Genomic DNA, 22,271 nt, shown 5'->3' with positions numbered 1-22,271 from the left:
CCGCCGGGAATTACGGCACGGCCACCGCCGGGGAATCCGGCACGGCCACCGCCGGGAATTACGGCACGGCCACCGCCGGGTATCGCGGCGAAATCCAAATCAAGTGGTACGACGAAAAAGCAGAGCGTTATCGCACAGTCGTTGGCTACGTGGGTGAGGATGGCATCAAGCCGGACACGACGTACCAGCTCGACGCCCGCCACAAGCTCGTGGAGGTGTCCGAATGAGCCACGCACAACTTTCCCCATCCAGCGCTCACCGCTGGCTGCACTGCCCGGGCAGCGTGGCGCTGGAAGCTGCCTACCCGGACACATCCAGCAAATTCGCTGATGAAGGCACGGCGGCCCACTTCCTGGCGTCCGAATGCCTGACGCAAGGTGTGGACGCCCAGCACTTTCTGGGCCAGACAATCATCATACCCTCGTGGACAGGCGAGGCCGAATGGGAAGGGGTGAATCCCGCCACCCCGCCCTTGGATCTGGATGCGGTACCCGATATCGCTGCCTTCATGGTGGACGACGACATGGCCGGGTACATCCAGACCTATCTGGACTACGTGCGTGCAATCGGCGGTGAGTTGCTGGTGGAGCAGCGCCTGTCTATTACCTGCATCACCGGAGAGCCCGACGCCTTCGGCACGTCCGACTCGGTGGTGCTTGCGGGCGACGAGCTCGTGGTTGTTGATCTGAAGTATGGCCGGGGCGTCCGAGTAATGGCGCAGCAAAATCCCCAGTTGGGCATTTACGGCGCCGCCGCCCTGGCCGAGCATGAATTCACCAACGACTTCAAGCGCGTGCGCATGGTCATCGTCCAGCCCCGGCTGAACCACATAGACGAGTGGGTGTTGCCGCTGGAAGCCCCTGGTGGGGCCCCCGATGGCGAGAGCATGCAGACCTGGGCGTCGAATACGAAAGTGCTGGCAAGACATGCCCTCAAGTACATCGGCGTGCCCAGGGAGCAAGTGGCCCTGTCCGACCTGCGCCCGGATAACGACGCCTGCCGGTTCTGCAAGGCGAAAGCTGACTGCCCGGCTCTGGCGGCCAAGATCGAGGCCGATGTGGGCGCTGACTTCGAGGTGCTGGCTGCGCACAGCGAGACGCCTGAACAGGCCAAGCAGACCGTGAAGGAGCTCGTGGGCGCCATTGCTCCTGAAGATCTGGGTAAGCGCATGGCCGCAGTCGATTTGATCGAGGGCTGGTGCAAAGCGATTCGCGCCCGCGTCGAATCCGAACTGCTGGCTGGGGGCTCTGTTGCGGGCTTCAAGCTGGTGCAAGGGCGCAAGGGCGCAAGGGCCTGGACGAACACGGCCGAGGCTGAAACGCTGCTCAAGGGCTTTCGGTTGAAGGTTGAAGAAATGTACGACCTGAAGCTCATTTCCCCCACCACCGCTGAGAAGCTGCACAAGGCCGGGAACATCGGCCCACGTCAATGGCCCCGTGTGCTGGAAATCATCACGCAACCCGACGGATCGCCCAGCGTGGCCCCCGAGTCCGACAAGCGCCCAGCCTTAGTGGTTGAAGCCAGTGCTGACTTCGAGAACCTGGCCGAGACAGCGCCCGCCGGTGAGGAGTTCGTATGACAACAACACGCCGCAAGGTGATCAATGCGGCCCCGCTCCCTGTCATTGGCCCCGAGTGGCAGCACGAGCTGCTGCCGCAAAGCGCCCAAGACCAGCTCAAAGATGCGGCCGCAGTCGATCTGCCCACGCTGCCAGGCGAGTCCTTGCAACGATCTATAGCCCTGAACGATACCGCAAAGCGCATCCGGTTGCGGTACCCCAATCTTTTCCGCCCGGATGCCGAACCAATCTACCCCCGTAACTAGGAGCAACACCATGCAAATCAAACTGACGACTGTACGCCTGGCCTTCCCCGCTTTGTTCGAAGCCAAAACGGTCAATGGCGAAGGCAAGCCCGCCTTCTCGGGCAGCTTTCTGATTGACCCGAAAGACCCCCAGATCAAGACGCTGAACGCTGCCATCGACGCAGTGGCCAAAGAGAAGTGGGGCGCCAAGGCCGACGCCGTACTTAAGCAGATGCGTGCCCAGGACAAGGTATGCCTGCACGACGGTGATCTCAAGGAGCAATACGACGGCTTTGCTGATCACTTCTATGTGTCGGCCCGGTCGGCCACGCGCCCGACGGTACTGGATCGGGACAAATCCCCGCTGGTTGAAGCCGATGGCAAGCCTTACGCCGGGTGCTATGTGAACGTCTCGCTCGATATTTGGGCGCAAGACAACAACTATGGCAAACGCGTAAACGCAAGCCTGCGCGGTGTGCAGTTTGCCAAGGACGGCGATGCCTTCGCCGGGGGTGGTGCTGCCAGCGAAGACGAATTTGACGACCTCAGCGAGGGCGCCAACGCCGAAAGCGAGTTCGCCTAAACGATCTGCCAAAGCGGGAAGTCCTGATATCCGAAGGCCGCGTCTAGCCCACGCGGTGCACAGGTCTGGATCGCTAACCCCGCCGTCCCCGCGCACTGAAGGAAGCGGCGGGCTGTGCGCAAACCGGGCAGGACTTGGCAACGTATCTCCCCGGCAATCCAGACAACGGGCCTTGTGGCCCGCCCCATAGGAGAAAACAACATGTGGTTCAAGAATTTGAAAATCTACAGGCTGGCGCCGGGCACTATCCTGGCGGCCCTGCAGGCCGGGATGGAGAACTATCAGTTCCACCCGTGCGACAGCCAGCAAGCTGAATCGGTTGGCTGGGTACCGGTACGCCCGGACTGCGATCTGCTGTACACGCTGGGCGGCCAATATCTGCTGCTCATGTGCATCGAAAAGAAGTTGCTGCCCGCCAGTGTCGTGAACGCTGCGGCCGCCGTCCGAGCTGAGAGGATTGAACAGGAGCAAGGGTACCGGCCTGGCCGCAAGCAGATGAAGGAAATCAAGGAGCAAGTCACACTCGATCTGCTGCCCAAGGCCTTCACAGTGCACCAGTTCGTTCCTGCCTGGATCGACGCCGTGAATCGGTGGGCGGTGGTGGACGCCTCATCAGATGCGAAATCGGACGTGCTGCTTGGCCTGCTGGCCAAGACCATCAGCCCGTTCCCACTGGTGCCTTTCCACGTTGAGGTGGCGCCAGCCCGTGCAATGACCGAATGGCTGGTCGATGACGACGAGCCTGCGGGCTTCAGTGTGGATCAGGACGCCGAGCTGCAAAACCCGGGCGAATCCCGGGCGACCGTGCGCTACAGCAATCAGACCCTGGCCGCGCAGGAAGCCCTGCAGCGTGTGCACGAGGGTAAGCAGTGCACCCGGCTGGCGATGACCTGGAACGACCGCATTTCATTCGTGCTGACCGACAGCCTGGACGTGCGCCGCGTGAAGCCACTGGACGTGCTGCGGGAAAAGTCCGATGCCCAGAACGAAGCCGAGCAGTTCGATTCGGATTTCGCCCTGATGACGGGCGAGCTGGCCCGGCTGTTGGACGATCTGGGCGAGGCCTTGGGCGGTGAGAAAACCGGCGCTGAAAGCGAGTTCGCGTAAGCCTTTAACCGCCCTGGGTACGACACCCAGGGCTTTTTGGTGGGGCGTAGCCACTAGCCCAGTTCCGTGAAGCCGGAGCCACCGGAGACCCGACAAGGCCGGGTAGGTGCATGACAGCAACAGGGCGGATGTGCCGGTTCGATTCCAGCCCGCGCTGCGCTCCACCAAAAAGTACATGAACAAAAGGATATTGACATGGATAGCATAACGATCAAAAACCAGCAAGAGGCACAAACAGGTTGGGCGTGGCGCACTCGGCACGGTGAGCGTGTCCAACCGTGCGACATGGAAACCCGCCACCTGTTCTTTACCCTGCGGATGATTTGGCACAACACCATGCCCCGCGATGCGTGGATTATGGACGCCCCCAGGCTGTACACGTTCGGCCCCAGCTACACCGATGAGTACATGCTGGAAGGGATTAAGCATTTGACCATCGAGCTGGTCACCCGCAAGGATATGTCAAAAGCCTGGGCTGATGAGTTGCGTTTGATGGTGGGCTATTTCAGCGACAGGGCCTATGCGCCTACGCAGGTTACGGCATGACCAAGCTCTGGGCCGACCTCGAAACATTCAGCGCGGTGCCAATCACATATGGCACCCACGCCTATGCAGAGGGCGCGGAAATCATGCTCTTTGCCTGGGCGCTAGATGACGGCCTGGTACAGGTCGTGGATGAAGCCAACGGAGAGCCGCGTCCCCGCATCCTAACCGAGGCGATCCAAGACCCCAGCGTCACCGTGGTGGCGCACAACAGCCACTTCGACCGCACCGTGCTGCGCCACACCGGCACGGAAATCGAGCTGGCACGGTGGTACGACACGATGGTGCAAGCCCTGGCTCATGGCCTGCCGGGCGCCCTGGGGGCGCTGTGCGAAATCCTGGGCGTCGATCAGGACAAGGCCAAAGACAAGGCGGGCAAGGCCCTCATCCAATTGTTCTGCAAGCCGCGCCCTGTCAGCAGCAAGCTGCGCCGAGCCACCAGCAAAACGCACCCGGTAGAGTGGGCGCGGTTCGTGTCCTATGCAGGGTTGGACATCGAGGCCATGCGGGCGGTGCACGCGAAGCTGCCCGAGTGGAACTACCGGGGTGACGAGCTGGACTTGTGGCGCTTGGATCAGCGGATCAACGACCGAGGCTTTGCCGTAGACCTGGCCCTGGCCGAAGGTGCCATGGCGGCAGTCAAGCGTGAGAAGGTGGTGCTGGCGTCCCGCACTCAGGAAATCACCAACTACAGCACCGTAGGCGGCCTAGAGTCCACGACCCAGCGCGACCGCATGCTGGCCTATCTGCTGGCCGAGTACGGGGTGGAACTCCCCGACCTCACGAAGGCTACGCTCGAACGGCGCATGAACGATCCGGATTTGCCCATCGAGCTGCGCGACCTGCTGGCCATCCGGCTGCAGGCGAGCACCACCAGCGCCAGCAAGTACAAGAAATTCGTGAACGGTGTGAGCAGCGACGGCAGGCTGCGCGGCACCCTGCAATTCGATGGCGCTCAACGCACCGGACGCTGGGCCGGGCGCCTGGTGCAGCCTCACAACCTGCTGCGGCCCACGCTCGAGCAGTCCGTCATAGACGATGGCATCGAGGCGTTGAAAGCCAACTGCGCCGACATTCTGTTCGACAACGTGATGGAGCTGGTCAGCAACGCTGTACGGGCTTGCATCGTGGCCGCCAAAGGCAAGCGCCTGGTGGTGGCCGATCTGTCCAATATCGAGGGGCGCATGCTGGCCTTTCTGGCGGGCGAAGAGTGGAAGCTGCAGGCTTTCCGCGACTTCGACGCCGGTACCGGCCCCGATCTGTACGCCCTGGCCTATGCCAAGGCCTTCGCGGTCACCCCCGAAGAGGTGATGGAGAACAAACACCACGGCGACGGCCTCATGCGCCAGATCGGCAAGGTCATGGAACTGATGCTGGGCTACGAGGGTGGTGTGGGCGCCTATCTGACCGGGGCCGCGACGTATCGGATTGACCTGGCGGCAATGGCTGCAGCGGCCCGCCCCAGTATCCCGGCTGATGTCTGGGAAGAAGCCACCGGTTTTGTTGAGTGGCGCGAATCCCGCAAGCTGGGCCTGCTGGGCCTGTCCCCTGAGATTTTCATGGTGTGCGACTCGCTTAAGCGCCTTTGGCGTCGGGCGCACCCCCGCACGGTGAGCCTCTGGCGCGAGCTGGCCGAGGCCGCAACGATGGCAATTGTGAACCCCGGCAAGGCGGTGCCCTGCAGGAGCCTGAAACTGCGCCGTGACGGCGCCTGGCTGCGCGTGCGCCTGCCGTCCGGCCGGTTCGTCTGCTACCCCTGCCCGCAGCTGGACGATGGCAAGTTGTCCTATATGGGCGTCGATCAGTACAGCCGCAAGTGGGCGCGGATCAAGACCTACGGCGGCAAGCTGGCTGAGAACGTGACGCAGGCCGCCGCCCGCGACGTGCTGGCCTATGGCATGAAGCAAGCCGACGCCGACGGCTTTGGCATCGTACTGACAGTCCACGACGAAATCATTACCGAAGCTCCTGATACCGAGGATTACGACGCGACCCGCCTGGCTGCGTGCATGACCCACGCCCCGGCCTGGGCCGAAGGGTTGCCCCTGGCGGCCGCCGGGTTTGAAGCCTACCACTACAAAAAGGATTGAGCATGCGTGAATCAGACATCGAAAAATACCTCGTCAAGCGTGTCAACGAGCTGGGCGGCGAGGTGCGCAAGGTGAAATGGATTGGCCGCCGGGGCGCCCCCGACCGACTGGTGATGCTACCGCCATACCGTCTGCCATCGCAGCCCCAAAACGGCCGCGTGACGACCCCGGAAATACAACAGGCGATGGCTGCGGTTCTCGAAGGCCGAAAGGCTGCGACAGTTTGGATCGAACTGAAAGCCCCCGGCGGGAAGGCCAAACCGCACCAGGCGCGTGAGCATGAGCGCATGCGGCGCATGGGCCAGTGCGTCGTGGTGGTTGATTCCATGGAAGGTGTAGACGAGGTACTGGCATGAGAATACTCGACCCCTGCTGTGGTAGTCGCATGTTTTGGTTCGACCGCCAACACCCGGACGTGGTGTTTGGAGACATTCGCCGCGAAACGATTGTCGTCACGGACAACTCAAGGGGTAACGCTTCAGGCACGCGCACGCTGCAGATTGATCCTGACACGGTGATGGACTTCAGAGCGCTGCCGCACCCGGACGGCGCATTCAATTTAGTGGCGTTCGACCCCCCGCACTTGGTTCACGCTGGGCCTAAGTCCTGGCTTGCGGCCAAGTACGGCAAGCTGTCAGACAACTGGCGCGACGACCTGCACCAGGGCTTTGCTGAATGTTTTCGCGTGCTGGCCAGCAACGGAGTGCTGGTTTTCAAATGGAATGAAACGCAGATTCGCCTGCAGGACGTGCTGGCGCTGACGCCAGTGCAGCCCCTGTTCGGTAATGCTACAGGCCGCCGGGGGCAGACACACTGGCTGGTTTTCATCAAACCTGTAGAGGTGCCCGCATGAGCGAAATGGGCGACGACTGGAACGAAATTCGGAAGGAGCGCCAAGCCAAGCGGGCGACCAACCGGGATCAGTCAGCGGGTTATCTGGCGCAGCGGGGCATCCACTACACCAGCCACAACGGCGGGGCGCACCTGATCGTGGAAGGGCCAGAGTGCTTTATCGACTTCTGGCCCGGTACCGGCAGGTGGCGCACGCGAGACGGCCATACCGGGTTTGGCGTGCGTAATCTGGTGCTCCACTACTGGGGGCCGCAGCCGTGACTCGACAGGTATTCACCCCGCGCCCGTACCAGACGGCCATCATCGAGCACATTCTGGACACCCCACGCTGTGCCGTGTGGGCGGGCATGGGCATGGGTAAGAGCGTGTCCACGCTGACGGCGCTGGACGCCCTGCAGTTCGTAGACCCACGCCCCGCGTTGGTGTTGGCCCCGAAGCGTGTGGCCGCCAGCACCTGGCCGGACGAAGCTGCGAAATGGGAACACCTGCGCGGCATCGAAGTGTCCCCGATCCTGGGCACCACCCAGCAGCGCCGGGCGGCCTTACGCCGGGACGCCAACGTCTACACCATCAACTATGAAAACGTGCCCTGGCTGGTGGATCATTTGGATGGCAAATGGCCGTTCGGCAAGATCATCCCCGACGAGTCTACCCGGCTCAAGTCCTTTCGCACGCGCCAAGGCGGCCAGCGGGCGCAGGCGCTGGGCCGGGTGGCGCACGTCGGCGCCGAGTGGTTCACCGAGCTGACCGGCACCCCCAGTCCGAACGGCCTGGTGGATCTCTGGGGCCAAGCCTGGTTCCTGGATAAGGGCGTGCGCTTGGGCCGCTCCTTCACTGCTTTCAAAAACCGCTGGTTTCAGTCTATCCAAGTCGGGGCCGACCGCCACGCCGTGCGCCTCGAGCCCCTGCCGTTCGCTCAAACCCAGATCGAGGATGCACTGCGCGACCTATGCCTGTCGCTGGACGCCCGCGATTACTTCGACCTGGACGAACCCATCGTCACAACGATCCGGGTAGAGCTGCCCACTGCCGCTCGAGTGCTGTATCGGGCCATGGAGCGTGAGGCTTTCCTGGCGCTCGAGTGCGGTACCGAGATCGAGGCCTTCAACGCGGCCAGCAAAACCATGAAGTGCCTGCAGCTGGCCAATGGCGCCATCTACAAGGACGAAACGGGCACGGCCTGGGGCGAGGTGCACGACGCAAAGCTGCAGGCGTTGGACTCCATCATCCAAGAGGCGGCGGGCATGCCGGTACTGGTGGCCTATCACTTCAAAAGCGATCTGGCCCGGCTGCTCAAAGCATTCCCCCGGGGGCGCCACCTAGATCAAGACCCCCAGACCATCCGCGACTGGAACGCCGGGAAAATCCCTGTGCTGTTCGCTCACCCCGCGAGCGCCGGGCACGGCCTGAACCTGCAAGACGGCGGCAACATCATCGCCTTTTTCGGGCTGTCCTGGAACCTCGAGGAACGCCTGCAGATCATCGAACGCATTGGCCCCACCCGCCAGGCGCAGGCTGGGCACGACCGCCCGGTATTCATCTACAACATCGTGGCCGCCGACACGATGGACGAATCCGTTCTGGCCCGCGTGGAGTCCAAGCGCGAGGTCATGGACATCCTACTAGAAGCCATGAAAAGGAAAGCGCCATGAGCGAAACCACGACCCCCTACGTCCCCCCGACCAGTGCCAGCGCCCGCCAGGTGGGCGGCTCTCACTACCTCGATCTGGGCATTCAGCCCTGGGCGGCCATGCAGTGCTGGATGAGTACGGAACAGTTCGAGGGTTTCCTGCGCGGCAATGCCATCAAGTACCTGGCCCGCTGCGACGTGAAGGGCGGCCTGCAGGATTTGAAGAAGGCCCGCCACTATCTGGACAAGCTGATCGAGCTGCAGGAGGCACAGTGATCTACCACGACAACTGGGTCGCCCGCGCCACAGCACGCCATGCGGCCCGATACCTGCAGGACGCGCAGGCGTTGACCCTTGGCAATGCAGGGCCGCGTGCAGCCGCCGAAGCCTTCGAGCAGGTGGCCAGCACAGTCACCGTACCCTGCAGGGCTATCGGCGTGGCCCGCCAGGCGCTTCGCAGCGCCCGGTATGACATCGCAGTTGCCATCAAGGAGCTGGAAAAATGAATGACGACAAGGGCCCCTTGCAGTTATCCGAAGGGCTGGCTTGCGACATCCGCGCAGCCATTCACCGATACGATGGCGCCATGCCAGTTGCTACGGCCATCGGCGTGCTGGAAATCGTGAAGGCCGAATTGATGGACAGTTACAGCATCGAGGAAGACGAGGATGATTGATTTTGAAGACCCCGCCGTGCAGGCCGTGCTGGCTGAAGCTGCCCGCCAGGGTGCGGCGCAGGCTATTGGCGACATCACCCTGTACACCAAGGAGCAGGTCTGCCAGATGCTGGGCATTGCATACAACACCCTGCAGCGGCGCATCGCTGAGAAGAAAATCCGCGTGGTGGATGGCCGGGTACCGGGTGAATCGATCCGACGTTACCTATCCGAGCATCCCGGCAATCGTTGAGACAGCCGGGTTGTAATACACCATGGCCATTTTTGGATCCGTCCAGCCCATGATCTTGCAAAGCGTCAGCACATCTACACGCTTTGCCAGCATGGTGGCCGCCGTGTGCCGGGTGTCATGGAACGTGAAGCCTGACAGCCCAGCCCGCTGCCGATGCTTGCGGTACAGCGCATCGAGCGATTGCGGTTTCAGGCCGAACACCAGCCGATCGTCCCACCCGCGCATGGACTCAATATACCGCCGGGCCTTTGACGACAGCGGTACGTTGCGGGCCTTGCCGTTTTTCGTCAGCGGCAAGTGCACGTGTTTGTCGTGCACCCGATCCCAGGTCAGAGCGCATAGCTCCCCGGCCCGCATGCCGGTGGCCAATGCGGTAAGCATGCACGCGGCCACGGCCTGATTGACCATCCTACACTGGCCGCCCGGCGCGTAGCTCATCATGCGCAGCATTGCCCGGATTTCCCACCAGTAAATGGTTCGCTCCCGGTGGGGTGGCGCTTGTGGTTTTCGCGCATCACTGCACGGGTTGCTGCCGATCCAGCCCCACTCAAGCCTGCAGGCCTCGAAGACGGATGACAGCAGGGTGATTTCCCGGCGCACGCTGGCAGGCCCCACACGTGCCCCACGGGCGTCCCGGAAGTCAGCGATATGCTGCGTCGTAACCTTGCCCAGCGGGGTATCCAGCGGCAGCGGGTAGCCCTCGAAGGCCGCCAGGCGCACCTGCTCCCAGCGTTCACCCCGATGGGTGGGGGATACCTCATCGGCGTAGCGTCGCAGGGCGTCGCGTAGCGTCTTCTGTTCAGACAGCGGGGTGGTTACCTGGTCGGCAATCTGCGCTTCGCGCTCGTCGGCCCAGGCCACGGCTTCGCGCCGGGTTGAAAATAGGCGGCTGTCGCGCACGCCCAGCTTCTTCACCTGGACGCGGTAGCCTTTCGGGGTTTTTTGGATTGATGCCATGGGGCATTGTGTGGGGCCACTGTGGGGCTTTTTGCTGAAAACTGTGGAGTTTTCAGCACCCAAACTTTTCAGCGACTTCCCGAAACCTGTTGAGATTGAAAGGATTTGAGTTTATCCGATCAACAGATTTCAATATAGTGGTGCCCAGGAGAGGACTCGAACCTCCACACCTTGCGGCACATGGACCTGAACCATGCGCGTCTACCAATTCCGCCACCTGGGCACGGCATAACGTGTATGCTATTGCTTTTGCTAAACTGTAAGCCCCTTTTTTAGGGGCCGTTTCAGCAAAGACGAAACTATACAGCACAATTTTTTTGGATGCAAATAGCCTTTGAAAAAGCGAACAAACAACGACAATAACCGCGACGCTTACCCGGTAAAAACCACCGATCTGCCTCCCGATTTCGACCCTCAGGTACCCAGTCGGGAGATTATCCTTGAGGCCCTGCGCGAAGCAGGCAAACCCTTCTCTCTTGAAGCACTGGCGGATGCCACACAATCGGCCATTCCTCTGTCCAATGGTTTTATCCGCAGGGTAAAAGCGATGGAACGCGACGGGCAAGTGCAATTCAATGCCCAGGGAAGGTTGCAGATTTGCAACAACACAGCTTTTATTACCGGTACCGTTCAGGGACATCGTGACGGTTTCGGGTTTCTTTTGCCCGATGACGGTAGCCAGGATCTCTTTTTGTCACCACACGAGATGGCCAAGGTACTGCACGGCGATCGTGTGCGTGTACGGGCCTCGGGCGAATACCGTGGCCGCCCTGAAGGCGCCATCGTAGAGGTTCTCGAGCGCCGCACCCTTAAACTGGTGGGCCGCTTTCTTAAAGAACATGGGGCCTTTGTGGTGGCCCCCGAAGACCAGCGCATCAAGCACGACATCCTGATCTCCCCGCAAGAGACGGCGGGCGCAGAGCCGGGGCAGGTGGTAACGGTACAGATCCTGCGGCAACCGGCCAGCCATATGCAGCCGCTGGGCCGCATCATCGAGGTGCTGGGCGAGATCGACGACCCCGGCATGGAAATCGAAATCGCAGTGCGCAAATTTGATGTGCCTGTTGAGTTTTCTGCCGCCACGCTCAAGCAACTGGGCAAGATTCCTGATCACGTCCGGGACACCGAATACGCCGGGCGCATCGACTTGCGTGACGTGCCATTCATCACCATCGATGGTGAGGATGCCCGTGATTTTGATGATGCCGTGTTTTGCATGCCGGCCGATCTGGGTACGGCCAGCCGTGCGCGGCCAGGCTGGCGCTTGCTGGTGGCCATTGCGGATGTCAGCCATTATGTGCAGCCCGGTTCTGCGCTGGATGATGATGCCCTGAACCGGGGCACCAGCGTGTATTTTCCCCGGCGGGTTATCCCCATGTTGCCCGAAGCCCTGTCCAACGGGATTTGTTCGCTGAATCCCGCGGTCGACCGCCTGGTGATGGTGTGCGACATGATGATTCCGGCCGGTGGAGCCAAGGCAGGGCAGGTGAGTGCCTATCAGTTTTACGAGGCGGTGATCCATTCGCATGCCCGCACCACCTATACCGATATCTGGGCCGCCCTGCAGCAGCCCACTGGGCCTGCCGCCCAGACGCTGGGTGATCTCTATCCGCATGTGCAAACGGCGTACGAACTTTTTCAGACCTTTCAGCAAGCCCGCCGCGCGCGTGGGGCAATTGATTTCGACACTGTCGAAACACGCATTGTCTGCAACCCGCTGGGCCGTATCGAAAAAATCGAGCCTTACGTTCGCAATGATGCCCATCGCCTGATCGAAGAATGCATGCTGGCGGCCAATACCTGCGCGGCGGATTTCATCGTGCGCAACAAACGCCAGGCCTTGTTTCGGGTGCATGACAGCCCCACGCCCGAGAAGCTGCAGGCCTTGCGTGAGTCTTTGCGCTTGTTGGGCCTTGCCCTGGGTGGTGGAGATGACCCGCAAACCAGCGATTACGCCAAACTGATCCAGGAAGCCCGCGGGCGGCCTGATTTCGACATCATCCAGACACTTTGCCTGCGGTCGATGCAACAGGCCATTTACAGCCCCGAGCAAACCGGTCACTTTGGCTTGGCGTACGAGCATTACGCGCATTTCACTTCGCCCATTCGGCGTTATCCCGATTTGCTGGTGCACCGCGTGATCCGCAGTATTGTGCACAAGCGCCGCTACCAGCCGCCTGTGGTGCCTGGCGCGCCCACCGATCCCAGCCTGCCGGCAAAGGCGCGCGAGCTTGACGCCTGGGACGACCTGGGTGCCGTGTTGTCGGCACGCGAGCGCCGTGCTGATGACGCCTCGCGGGATGTGCAGGCCTGGTTGAAGTGCTGGTTTGTGCGCGAGCATGTGGGCGAGGTGTTTGCCGGCCACATCAGTAGCGTCACCAGCTTTGGGGTGTTTATCACGCTTGACACCTTGTATGTGGATGGCCTCGTGCATATCTCCGAGCTTGGTGGTGATTATTTCCAATACAACGAAGCGCTGAATGAATTGCGTGGCGAGCGGACGGGGCTGCGTTACCGCCTGGGCGATGCGTTGCAGGTTCAGGTGGCCCGCGTGGATCTTGAAGCCCGCCGGATTGATTTCCGGCCAGTGCGAGGCGAAGACTTCAAATCGCTGCAGGCCGGTATCGAAGGCGATGCAGCGCCGGCAACGCCGCGGCCGCGTAAAAAAGCTGCGGGCGCCAAGCCGGCTGCGCTGCGGGGCACCACGGCCCATCAGCGCCGTGCCGAAGCCAAGCGTGCCACCCGTCAGGAGACCCCCTCGCGCAAGCGGCGACGCTAAACTGAGCACTACAATGCCTGCTCAGGCACGACGCCAACCACCTCACTGACATGTCATCCCAACAAATTCTGGCCGGCTTTCATGCCGTGCAGGCGCGTTTGCGCCACGCCCCCGACTCCATCCGGGATGTGTACCTGGACACCTCCCGCCAGGACGCCCGCATGCAGCGATGCGTCCAGCAACTCGAGTCTGCCGGTGTGCGCTGGCATGCCGCCGACGCGCAGCGCCTGGAAGGCCTGGCGCACGGTGTGCGCCATCAGGGCATCGTGGCGCTGGCCAAGGCCCGGCCGCTGGCCATCTCCATCGACGAGGTCCTCGACCCCCTCGAAGACCGTGCCGAACCCGCTTTTTTGCTGGTGCTCGATGGGGTCACCGATCCACATAATCTTGGCGCCTGCCTGCGAACCGCAGATGCGGCGGGTGTGCATGCTGTCATCGCCCCCAAAGACCGCGCGGTTGGCCTGAACACCACCGTGCAACGCGTGGCGTGTGGGGCGGCCGATACGGTGCCCTATTTGATGGTCACCAATTTGGCCCGCACGCTGCGGGCATTGCGCGAGCGGGATATCTGGCTGGTGGGTACCGACGACGGTGCAGACCACAGCCTGCATCAAGTGGATGCGCGCCGCGCCGTGGCGTGGGTGATGGGCGCTGAGGGCGAAGGGATGCGCCGGCTGACACGCGAAATCTGCGACGAACGGGTCTCCATCCCCATGCGGGGCTCTGTCGAAAGCCTGAACGTCAGTGTGGCCAGCGCGGTGTGTCTCTACGAAACTGTTCGCCAGCGCCTGCAGCCCTGATCCCTTTACTGTTCTTTCTCTGGTAAGCACCATGTCCACCCCCGGTTTTACGACTCAAATCGTGCATTTTGGTCATCGGGCAGATTCTCTGCACGGGTCCGTCCACGCCGCTGTCCATCCCTCCACCGAGTACACCTATCACGATTCCCGTGATCTGGCGGCCGTGTTTCAGAATCGCCAGAAAGGCTATACCTACGCACGCACTGGCACGCCCACCACGGCGGCGCTCGAGGCGCAGGTCACCACGATGGAACGCGGCAACGGCACCGTATGCTTTGCCACCGGGATGGCCGCGCTGAGTGCCATTTTCTTTTCCTTGTTGCGCCAAGGCGATCACCTGGTGGCCAGCAAATATATTTTTGGCAACACCAACAGCCTGTTGATGACACTGGAGCAATTTGGCGTAGAGCTGACGCTGGTGGATGCCACGGATGCGGGGCAGGTGGCAAGCGCACTGCGGCCCAACACCCGGATGGTCTTTGTCGAAACCATTGCCAACCCAGGTACCCAGATCGCCGACCTCAAGGCCATTGGTGATCTCTGCCAGGCGCACAAGCTGGTGTATGTGGTCGACAGCACGCTGTCCTCGCCCTATCTGCGTGCGTCGCGTGATTTTGGCGCGTCCCTGGTGATCAATTCGCTGTCCAAGCATCTGGGCGGCCATGGCAATGCACTGGGTGGTGCCGTCACGCAAACCGACCTGTACGATTGGGCCGACTACCCCCACATCTACCCGCAGTATCAGCGGGATGATTCGCACACCTGGGGGCTGCTCCAGATCAAGAAGAAAGGTTTGCGCGATATGGGCGGTACGCTGTCCTCGGATGTCGCGCACCGGCTTGCTGCAGGCGCAGAAACCTTGGGGCTGCGGATGGATCGCATCTGCGGCAATGCCCTGGCCTTGGCCAAGGCCCTCGAGGCGCATCCGTTGGTGCAGCGTGTACAGTATCCAGGCTTGTCCAGCCACCCGCAGCACGCACGTGCCACAGAGTTCTTTGGGCCGCGTTACGGTGGCTTGATGGGCGTGGTGCTTAAAGATCAGGTGGATGTCTTCGAGTGCCTCAACCACCTTCGGGTGGCTGCCTTGGCCACCCATCTGGGTGACAACCGGACGCTGGTGTTGCCGGCAGCACACACTATTTATTTTGAGATGGGGCCCGAGCGTCGTGCCTTGATGGGCATTCCCGACGGTTTCCTGCGAATCTCCGTGGGAATCGAAGAGGAAGCTGATCTGATCGCTGATTTTTCCAGTGCCTTGGATCAATCTCGGGCCTAGACGGACTACCTAGGAAAAACCCGCAACTGAAGGCTTATTTTGCATAAACCTCAGGAAACACGCGGGTCTCCAGCGATTTCCGCTTGACACAGATGGGCAATCGCAGGCTTAATACGCCTTAGCCACCAAATTCGGCGGGGTTCCGCTTCCTATCAGGGCGGCCTGTGTAGCACCAGCCGGCAAGATGGCCAGACACATCCATCAAATGCACCGATGGTTAGTCATCGGGCGACAATAAACCTCAGGGGTAATTTTTAATGAATAAGACCGAGCTGATCGAGCATATTTCTTCCAAGACCGATCTGTCCAAAGCCGACGTCGGTCGTGCGTTGGAAGCCTTTGTCGGTGCTGTCAAGACCACCCTCAAGAAAAAGGGCTCGGTCACGCTGGTAGGTTTCGGCACCTTTGCCGTCTCCGAGCGTGCTGCCCGTACCGGCCGCAATCCTCGCACCGGCGAAGCCATCAAGATCAAAAAGGCACGGGTGCCCAAGTTCCGTCCAGGCAAGGCTCTCAAAGACGCTGTCAACTGATCGGCGCTCTTAACTGATCTCGCAGCGGTCTGTTTGAGCCGTTGCAGCAAGTAAAAAGCCATCGTTCGCGATGGCTTTTTACTTGCTGCTATAATGCGGCGCTGGTCATCTGTGTCTCGCAGTGGCTGTCTTCCGGGTGCTTAGCTCAGTTGGTAGAGCGGCGCCTTTACACGGCGTAGGTCGGGGGTTCGAACCCCTCAGCACCCACCATCCCGGATTCCTCCACTTCTCCCTCCATCCGATCCACACGACAGCTTCTCTGACGCTTGGCTGCTGGAATCCGTTTGATCTGTGCCGCAGATGATTTAGCATCTTGTGTGGCGCTGGAATGAATAATCGAGCATCTTGATATCCTTGTTTGATATTGAGAATAGTTTTCATTCCTGATAATATCCCGCTTTTACTGAAGTGGTTTTAATTCATGGATTTTGGCTTATCCCCGCGATCCTCGGGTGTGAGGTGGCTGGCAGCGGTGTTGGCGGTGGGCTTGCATGCCTTGGTGCTGGCAATGGTGCTGGCCGCGCCCGTAACGCCGGTGTCGCCAGGGCAGCCGGATGCCATGAATGTGATGTTTGTCGAGCTGGGGTCCATGGATGATGCAGCGCCCGCACTCGCGATGGCGAGCCAGCCGGCAGAGCCGGAAGCAACACCAGCGCCCGCCCCCGAGCCCGAGGCCGTATCCGAGCCGGCGCCTGAGCCGCCCCCTGAACAGGCGATTACCCCTCCGCCCAAGCCTCGCCTCAAGCCGGTGGTCAAGCCGCCGCCCAAGCAAGTAGCCAAACCTCGGCCTGTACAGACAAGCAAGCCAAAGCATTCAAAACCGGACACGCAGCAGCGTCGCCCGCAGTCATCCGCATCGGCCATTCAGGTGACGCGCGCTGATCAGCAAGCCAACGCAGGCGCTGTCGCCCAAGGCAAAGCCCGTGCCAAAGATCTGGCGCGGCCACGTACGGTTGGCAAGGTGGATTATCTGGGCAAACGGCCACGGCCTGTCTATCCGCGTGTCTCGCAGCGACGGGGAGAACAGGGCAGGGTGGTGTTGCGGGTGCTGATCTCGCCTCAGGGACATGTCGCCAAGGTTCATGTACAGCGCTCATCAGGCCATCCCCGCCTGGATGACGCAGCGGTTAAAGCGATGGCGTCCGCCCGCTTTCGGCCTTACACCGAAAACGGCGTGGCTTATAAGGCGCTGGTCGATATCCCTTTTGATTTTGTTTTGTAGCAGGCCGGCGGCCCGGTATGTCGCCTGACAGGAGTTTGCAATCATGATGTTTGATCTGATGAATCACGCTGTGCTGGTGCTGGCGCAGGTCTCGACGCCTGAGGTCGCCACTGCTGGCACCCAGGCGGCAGCGGCTTTGCCGCTGGCCGGTGCCGTCAGCCAGGGCGCACAGCCGGTAGCCGCGATGGCCGATGGTGGCCAGGGGGTTTTACACTTTATTGGTCAAAGTGATGCGGTGGGAAAGTCCCTGTTTGGATTTTTGTTGCTGATGTCGCTGGCCTCCTGGTATCTGATTTTGGTCAAAGGCCTGACGCAGTTGCGCATCCGCCGGCGCTCGCGCAAGTTTTTGACAGAGTTCTGGGCTGCCAGCTCTCTGGAGCAGGTTGAAAATGAAATCGCCACTCATGGGGCGGAAGAACCCTTTGCGCATCTGGCCAGCCATGCGATCCACGCACAAAAGCATCATGCCAAATATGGCGCCCTCAAGCTCGAAGAAAGCGGCACCACAGCCTCTTTTGTGACGCGCACGATCCGAAAGGTGATTGATGAAGAAACCGCCCGGCTGGAAAACGGCCTTACCGTGCTGGCTTCGGTGGGCTCTACGGCGCCGTTTGTGGGGCTGTTTGGCACCGTATGGGGGGTGTATCACGCCCTGCTCAGTATCAGCATGGCCGATGGGGTCACCATCAACCGTATTGCCGGGCCGGTTGGTGAGGCCCTGATCATGACGGGCCTGGGGCTGGCCGTTGCTATCCCGGCGGTACTGGCATACAACGCCTTTGTGCGCCTGAACCGCGTTTATCTTGCACAGCTGGATGCCTTTGCGCATGACCTGTTTACGTTCCTGAGCACCGGGCAGCCCGTGGCCGATAACGCCCCTGAGCGCCATGGCCGGCATATCAGTCTGGCCCGGGAGGCCTGATCATGGCGTTTGGCAGTTTCGATTCCAAGGGGTCAAGCACCACATTGTCCGAAATCAATATGGTGCCGCTGATTGACGTCATGCTTGTGTTGCTGGTGATTTTTATCATCACGGCGCCGCTGCTCAGCCACTCGATCCAGATACAGGTGCCGCAGGTGTCGGCGCAACCAGTCGAGCAAAAGCCGCAGGTGATTGATCTGGCCATCGATGCCGCAGGTGTTGTGTACTGGGATGAGCAGCTTGTGGCGATGGCGGATCTCGAAGCCCGCTTTGCCGCAGAAGCAGGTGCCGATCCCCAGCCCGAGGTGCGCATCCGGGCCGATGCCAGCATACCTTACGGTCAGCTGGCCAGCATCATGGGTGCAGCGCGTCGCGCAGGCATGCAGCGCCTGGGTTTTGTTACCCGGCCGGCCAGCAATCCGCCTGCGCCCGGTCTGCCGGCAGCACAGCCGACACCCTAGTTTTTCTTCGAGTATGTTCAAGTGCGTGTCAACTATGTAACCACACCGGGATTCTGGTGACGTGTCGTGTCTTCTTCAGGCTAGAATCACCCCATGCGAGTTTTAGTCATCGAAGACGACACCACTCTGGGCCATGCGCTGCAAGAGTTTCTCTCCGGTCAAGGTTATGCCGTCGATTGGCTGCAGTCCGGCGACCACGTCAAAGGTGCACTGGTAGCCCAGGCCTACGACCTGCTTTTGCTGGATCTCAATCTACCTGGCTTAAGCGGCCTCGAAGTCTTGCAAAATTTGCGCGCCGGTGGTGTGCAGATCCCTGTCCTGATCCTTACGGCCCGGGACGGCCTGGACGACCGGGTGGCGGGCCTGGATGCGGGCGCTGACGATTACGTCACTAAACCCTTTGAGCTTCCCGAGCTTGCCGCACGGGTGCGGGCACTGGCCCGGCGTCATTCGGGGCAAGCACAAACCATCCTCGAGTGCGGGCCGCTGGCGTTTGATACCGTCGGGCGTCAGGTGCGAGTGGATGGCAAGCGGCTGGCCTTGTCCGTGCGCGAACTCTCTGTTCTCGAGATGCTGATGGCACGCCCCGGCCGCGTCGTTACCAAGCAGCAGATCGTCAATTCGCTTTCTGCCTGGGATGCCGACTTTAGCGAGAACGCAGTCGAGGTCTACGTCTACCGGCTGCGCAAGCGGCTGGACGGCTCGGGTGCAAGCATCCAGACAGTACGCGGATTTGGCTATCTGCTTGATATCGAAAGTGCACAATAAGCCTGCAGGTACCCACTCGCAAGAAGCCGATCACCAGGCCCTGGGCCTGTTCGAGCGGCTGATGCCGCAGGACTCCCTCGCACGCCGGCTGGTGCGCCGGCTGTTACCGGCATTTTTTATCCTCGTGGCCATCGATTTGCTGGCCACCTGGTTCATGACCGGTGTCATCCGGCCGCAACCCTGGCTGCTTCGGGATTTGTTCTGGGTGATGTTGCTGACCCAGGGTTTGCTGGTGGTGTTGTTTGTGTGGGTGCTGATTTCCGGCATCCGCCACGAGCTTACCTCGGTCAATCAATTGGCCGACCAAATCCGGCAGCGCTCGATTGAAGATCTGCAACCACTGGATTTGGCCGGCTTGCCCAGCGAGATTGCGCCGCTTGTCCTGCACTTTAACGATTTGCTGCTGCGCCTGGACGACTCCGTGCAGGCGCAGCGCCGCTTCATTGGCCATGCGGCTCACCAGCTGCGTACGCCACTTGCGGGCCTGAAACTTGAGTCTGAACTGATGCTGGCACAAACGCTGCCTGATGATATCCGTGTGCGGGCCATGCGCATCAAGACCGTGTCCGACCACATGATCCGCATGGGTCAGCAGCTGCTGGTGCTGGCCCGGGCTGATCATGCTTCACGGCCGCAAGACAGTTTTGAGCGCCTCGATTTATGCGAGTGGATGCGCCAGACCGGCGCCAACTGGCTGGATCGCGCCCGCGAACGGGGTGTAGCCATTCAGCTGTCTGCCCCCGATGAACCCGTCTGGGTGGATGGGGATCCCATTCTTCTGGGTGAGTTGCTGGGCAACCTGATTGACAATGCCTTGCGTTACGGCTGTGGGTCTGCGGGTGTTCACCTGAGGGTAATGGCCAACCCCCCTTCGTTTTCGGTGGAGGACGATGGGCCTGGCATTGATACCGAGGATATCGAGCGCGTTTTTGAAGCGTTTTATCGCGCCGCGGATGCGCGTGCAGGCGGGGCCGGCCTGGGCCTGGCGATTGTTCGCGAGATTGCCCGGGCGCATGGCGCCTGGTGGAAAATCACCAGCCGGCCGGTGTTTTCTGGCACACGCGTCACCTTGAGCTTTCCCGGTCCCCGCCGGGGCGCCTGCCTGACGCGGGTGGAATGATTATGAATATACATGCAAAAGAGCCGGACACCGGCACAAGCCGCGCAGCCTTGCTGATGGGCGCCCTGGGGGTGGTTTATGGAGATATCGGCACCAGTCCGCTGTACACCATCAAAGTGGCCTTATCGAGCGCCGGGCAACCGGATGCCGAGCACGTGCTGGGGATGCTGTCTCTTCTCTTCTGGATGCTGCTGCTGGTGGTGTCTGTCAAGTATGTGATCTGTGTGTTGCGCGCCGATAACCGTGGCGAGGGTGGCACGCTTGCCCTGATGGAGCTTGCCATGCGTGGGCGGCCCAGTCGTACCCGCTGGCGGCTGGCGATCCTGGGCCTGATTGGCGCAGCCCTCTTTTACGGCGACAGCATGATCACCCCGGCCATCTCTGTGTTGTCGGCTGTCGAAGGCATCGGCGTGGTGTCGCATCGTCTGGATGCCTGGGTGGTGCCCATAGCCGTGGTGGTGCTGGTGGCGTTGTTCATGGTGCAGTCGCGCGGCACAGGTACCGTGGGCAAGCTTTTTGGCCCGGTCATGTTCCTGTGGTTTCTCACGCTGGGCGTGCTGGGTGGCTGGCGTGTGCTGCAGCAGCCGTATGTGCTGCAGGCCATCAACCCCTTGTGGGCCATCCGGTTTATTGCTGATGCACCCTGGGAAACCTTTTTGGCACTGGGGGCGCTGGTGCTTGCGCTGACCGGAGCCGAGGCGCTTTACGCCGACATGGGCCACTTTGGCCGTACGATTATTCGTCGGGCGTGGTTTGCACTGGTATTGCCCGCACTGCTGCTGTCCTATTTTGGCCAGGGGGCGTTGCTGCTGACTGACCCATCGGCCATCAGCAATCCGTTTTTTCTACTCGCACCCGAGTGGGCGGTGATCCCGTTGGTGGGCCTGGCCACTATGGCCACGGTGATTGCATCGCAGTCGGTGATCTCCGGGGCATTTTCCATGACGCGCCAGGCAGTGCAGCTGGGCTATTGGCCACGTATGGTCATCCAGCACACTTCGGCGCGTGAAGAAGGCCAGATCTATCTGCCGCGTGTCAACTGGTTGCTGATGGCGGCGGTGATGGTGCTGATCTTGGCGTTTGGTTCTTCTGATCGGCTGGCTCATGCGTACGGTTTTGCGGTCACAGGCACCATGCTGATGACGTCGCTGCTGGCCTTTGCCGTGCTGCCGCGCGCGGCCCGCGGGATGCGCCGGGTGGCGTGGTTGATTCTGATCACCGTGTTTCTGATCGTTGATATCCTGCTGTTTACGTCCAACACGCTCAAGGTTCACGAGGGCGGGTGGTTGCCATTGCTGGTGGGCATTGTGCTGCTGACACTGATGATGACCTGGAAACAGGGGCGCCAGCGCATCCACGACACGCTGCTGGGCGACCACCAGCCGCTGGTCAATTTTATGGAGTCCCTGGAGGCCTATCCGCCCACCCGGGTACCGGGGACGGCTGTGTTTATGAGCATGATTGTGGGCACGGTGCCGCCGGCGCTCTTACACAACTTGAAACATAATAAGGTGTTGCACGAGCAGGCGCTGTTTCTCACCATCGAGGTGGCGGATGTGCCCTATGTGCCTTTTGATGAGCGGGTAAAGGTTGAACGCGTTAGCCGCAGCAGTTGGCAGGCCGTGGCGCGATGGGGCTTTAAACAAGAACCCAATGTACCGCAAGTGGTTGAGCAAATTGCTCAGGAAGTACCCGAACTGAATCTTGAGCCGATGCAAACCTCGTATTTCCTGTCTCGTCAGACCGTCATTGTGATACGCCGCCTGCCCTGGTACCAAAGCTGGCGGCGTCATTTGTTTGCCTTTATGGCCCGTAATGCCAGTAGAACCACCCGATTCTACAAGATCCCCCCCAATCGAGTGGTGGAGATGGGCATGCAGATGGAACTTTAGATCCTTGATCAGTGGGGTTCCTGACCAA

At 61.0% G+C, this 22,271-nt stretch carries 26 protein-coding genes and 2 tRNA genes; 26 read left to right on the top strand and 2 right to left on the bottom strand.

Annotated elements, in window-relative coordinates; genetic code table 11:
- The 15 genes from ABS758_RS07950 to ABS758_RS07880 all read left to right on the top strand — a co-directional run.
- A partial coding sequence (locus tag ABS758_RS07950) for a hypothetical protein (protein ID WP_350381504.1) occupies nt 1–227 on the top strand: 227 nt, incomplete at its 5' end.
- Entirely contained in the window at nt 224–1,579 is a 1,356-nt protein-coding gene (locus tag ABS758_RS07945) for a DUF2800 domain-containing protein (RefSeq protein WP_350381505.1), read from the top strand. The genes ABS758_RS07950 and ABS758_RS07945, both read left to right, overlap by 4 nt.
- On the top strand, nt 1,576–1,824 hold the full coding sequence (locus ABS758_RS07940; RefSeq protein ID WP_350381507.1) for a hypothetical protein: 249 nt from the start codon (nt 1,576–1,578) through the stop codon (nt 1,822–1,824). Before ABS758_RS07945 ends, ABS758_RS07940 begins: the two co-directional genes overlap by 4 nt.
- Before the next feature lie 10 nt (nt 1,825–1,834).
- A complete protein-coding gene (locus tag ABS758_RS07935) occupies nt 1,835–2,386 on the top strand; it encodes a DUF2815 family protein (protein ID WP_350381509.1) in 552 nt (183 codons plus the stop codon).
- 201 nt (nt 2,387–2,587) lie between these two features.
- On the top strand, nt 2,588–3,493 hold the full coding sequence (locus ABS758_RS07930) for a recombination-associated protein RdgC (protein WP_350381511.1): 906 nt from the start codon (nt 2,588–2,590) through the stop codon (nt 3,491–3,493).
- 195 nt (nt 3,494–3,688) lie between these two features.
- On the top strand, nt 3,689–4,039 hold the full coding sequence (locus ABS758_RS07925) for a hypothetical protein (RefSeq protein ID WP_350381513.1): 351 nt from the start codon (nt 3,689–3,691) through the stop codon (nt 4,037–4,039).
- Nucleotides 4,036–6,126, top strand: coding sequence for a DNA polymerase I (locus ABS758_RS07920; RefSeq protein WP_350381515.1), 2,091 nt, complete (start codon nt 4,036–4,038; stop codon nt 6,124–6,126). Before ABS758_RS07925 ends, ABS758_RS07920 begins: the two co-directional genes overlap by 4 nt.
- A 2-nt stretch (nt 6,127–6,128) precedes the next feature.
- Nucleotides 6,129–6,482 carry a PDDEXK family nuclease gene (locus ABS758_RS07915; protein ID WP_350381517.1) on the top strand — a complete coding sequence of 118 codons (354 nt, stop codon included), beginning with the start codon at nt 6,129–6,131 and terminating at the stop codon, nt 6,480–6,482.
- Nucleotides 6,483–6,511: 29 nt separating this feature from the next.
- Nucleotides 6,512–6,979, top strand: coding sequence for a class I SAM-dependent methyltransferase (locus ABS758_RS07910; protein WP_492304500.1), 468 nt, complete (start codon nt 6,512–6,514; stop codon nt 6,977–6,979).
- Nucleotides 6,976–7,239 (top strand): hypothetical protein, encoded by a 264-nt coding sequence (locus ABS758_RS07905; RefSeq protein WP_350381521.1) that lies wholly within the window; start codon nt 6,976–6,978, stop codon nt 7,237–7,239. Before ABS758_RS07910 ends, ABS758_RS07905 begins: the two co-directional genes overlap by 4 nt.
- The gene (locus tag ABS758_RS07900) at nt 7,236–8,630 is read left to right on the top strand and encodes an SNF2-related protein (RefSeq protein ID WP_350381523.1); all 1,395 of its coding nucleotides are present in this window, start codon (nt 7,236–7,238) and stop codon (nt 8,628–8,630) included. Before ABS758_RS07905 ends, ABS758_RS07900 begins: the two co-directional genes overlap by 4 nt.
- Nucleotides 8,627–8,884, top strand: coding sequence for a DUF3310 domain-containing protein (locus ABS758_RS07895; RefSeq protein ID WP_350381525.1), 258 nt, complete (start codon nt 8,627–8,629; stop codon nt 8,882–8,884). The genes ABS758_RS07900 and ABS758_RS07895 overlap by 4 nt, the downstream gene beginning before the upstream one ends.
- The gene (locus ABS758_RS07890) at nt 8,881–9,114 is read left to right on the top strand and encodes a hypothetical protein (protein ID WP_350381527.1); all 234 of its coding nucleotides are present in this window, start codon (nt 8,881–8,883) and stop codon (nt 9,112–9,114) included. The genes ABS758_RS07895 and ABS758_RS07890 overlap by 4 nt, the downstream gene beginning before the upstream one ends.
- Nucleotides 9,111–9,284 carry a hypothetical protein gene (locus ABS758_RS07885; protein WP_350381529.1) on the top strand — a complete coding sequence of 58 codons (174 nt, stop codon included), beginning with the start codon at nt 9,111–9,113 and terminating at the stop codon, nt 9,282–9,284. Before ABS758_RS07890 ends, ABS758_RS07885 begins: the two co-directional genes overlap by 4 nt.
- Complete coding sequence (locus ABS758_RS07880) at nt 9,277–9,516, top strand: helix-turn-helix domain-containing protein (RefSeq protein WP_350381531.1); 240 nt, start codon at nt 9,277–9,279, stop codon at nt 9,514–9,516. The genes ABS758_RS07885 and ABS758_RS07880 overlap by 8 nt, the downstream gene beginning before the upstream one ends.
- Here the strand turns inward: ABS758_RS07880 and ABS758_RS07875 are convergent.
- Both ABS758_RS07875 and ABS758_RS07870 read right to left on the bottom strand, forming a co-directional pair.
- Nucleotides 9,490–10,473, bottom strand: a complete 984-nt coding sequence (locus tag ABS758_RS07875) for a tyrosine-type recombinase/integrase (RefSeq protein ID WP_350381533.1) — start codon at nt 10,471–10,473, stop codon at nt 9,490–9,492. The two genes, ABS758_RS07880 and ABS758_RS07875, sit on opposite strands and share 27 nt — an antisense overlap.
- Before the next feature lie 138 nt (nt 10,474–10,611).
- A tRNA-Leu gene (locus ABS758_RS07870) sits at nt 10,612–10,696 on the bottom strand.
- Between the two features lie 111 nt (nt 10,697–10,807).
- On the opposite strand from ABS758_RS07870, the gene rnr reads away from it, so the two are divergent.
- The 11 genes from rnr to ABS758_RS07815 all read left to right on the top strand — a co-directional run bounded on the left by rnr (nt 10,808) and on the right by ABS758_RS07815 (nt 22,243).
- Nucleotides 10,808–13,252, top strand: coding sequence for a ribonuclease R (gene rnr / locus ABS758_RS07865; RefSeq protein WP_350381535.1), 2,445 nt, complete (start codon nt 10,808–10,810; stop codon nt 13,250–13,252).
- Nucleotides 13,253–13,302: 50 nt separating this feature from the next.
- Entirely contained in the window at nt 13,303–14,052 is a 750-nt protein-coding gene (rlmB, locus tag ABS758_RS07860) for a 23S rRNA (guanosine(2251)-2'-O)-methyltransferase RlmB (RefSeq protein ID WP_350381536.1), read from the top strand.
- A 31-nt stretch (nt 14,053–14,083) separates the two neighbouring features.
- Complete coding sequence (locus ABS758_RS07855) at nt 14,084–15,328, top strand: cystathionine gamma-synthase family protein (protein WP_350381538.1); 1,245 nt, start codon at nt 14,084–14,086, stop codon at nt 15,326–15,328.
- Nucleotides 15,329–15,585: 257 nt separating this feature from the next.
- The gene (locus tag ABS758_RS07850) at nt 15,586–15,858 is read left to right on the top strand and encodes an HU family DNA-binding protein (RefSeq protein WP_269495036.1); all 273 of its coding nucleotides are present in this window, start codon (nt 15,586–15,588) and stop codon (nt 15,856–15,858) included.
- A 134-nt stretch (nt 15,859–15,992) separates the two neighbouring features.
- Nucleotides 15,993–16,068 (top strand) — tRNA-Val (locus tag ABS758_RS07845).
- Between the two features lie 211 nt (nt 16,069–16,279).
- Nucleotides 16,280–17,080 (top strand): energy transducer TonB, encoded by an 801-nt coding sequence (locus tag ABS758_RS07840; RefSeq protein ID WP_350381541.1) that lies wholly within the window; start codon nt 16,280–16,282, stop codon nt 17,078–17,080.
- Between the two features lie 46 nt (nt 17,081–17,126).
- Nucleotides 17,127–18,002 (top strand): MotA/TolQ/ExbB proton channel family protein, encoded by an 876-nt coding sequence (locus ABS758_RS07835; protein ID WP_350381749.1) that lies wholly within the window; start codon nt 17,127–17,129, stop codon nt 18,000–18,002.
- Between the two features lie 2 nt (nt 18,003–18,004).
- Nucleotides 18,005–18,463 (top strand): ExbD/TolR family protein, encoded by a 459-nt coding sequence (locus ABS758_RS07830; protein WP_350381543.1) that lies wholly within the window; start codon nt 18,005–18,007, stop codon nt 18,461–18,463.
- 93 nt (nt 18,464–18,556) lie between these two features.
- Entirely contained in the window at nt 18,557–19,231 is a 675-nt protein-coding gene (locus tag ABS758_RS07825) for a response regulator (protein WP_350381545.1), read from the top strand.
- Nucleotides 19,232–19,292: 61 nt separating this feature from the next.
- A complete protein-coding gene (locus ABS758_RS07820; RefSeq protein ID WP_350381750.1) occupies nt 19,293–20,351 on the top strand; it encodes a sensor histidine kinase in 1,059 nt (352 codons plus the stop codon).
- A complete protein-coding gene (locus ABS758_RS07815) occupies nt 20,348–22,243 on the top strand; it encodes a potassium transporter Kup (RefSeq protein ID WP_492304499.1) in 1,896 nt (631 codons plus the stop codon). Before ABS758_RS07820 ends, ABS758_RS07815 begins: the two co-directional genes overlap by 4 nt.
- The last annotated feature ends 28 nt before the right edge of the window (nt 22,244–22,271 follow it).

The sequence above is a fragment of the Castellaniella sp. FW104-7C03 genome (assembly GCF_040276085.1).
In the GTDB taxonomy this organism is placed as follows: domain Bacteria; phylum Pseudomonadota; class Gammaproteobacteria; order Burkholderiales; family Burkholderiaceae_B; genus Castellaniella.
This window is presented reverse-complemented; position numbering and strand designations above follow the sequence as displayed.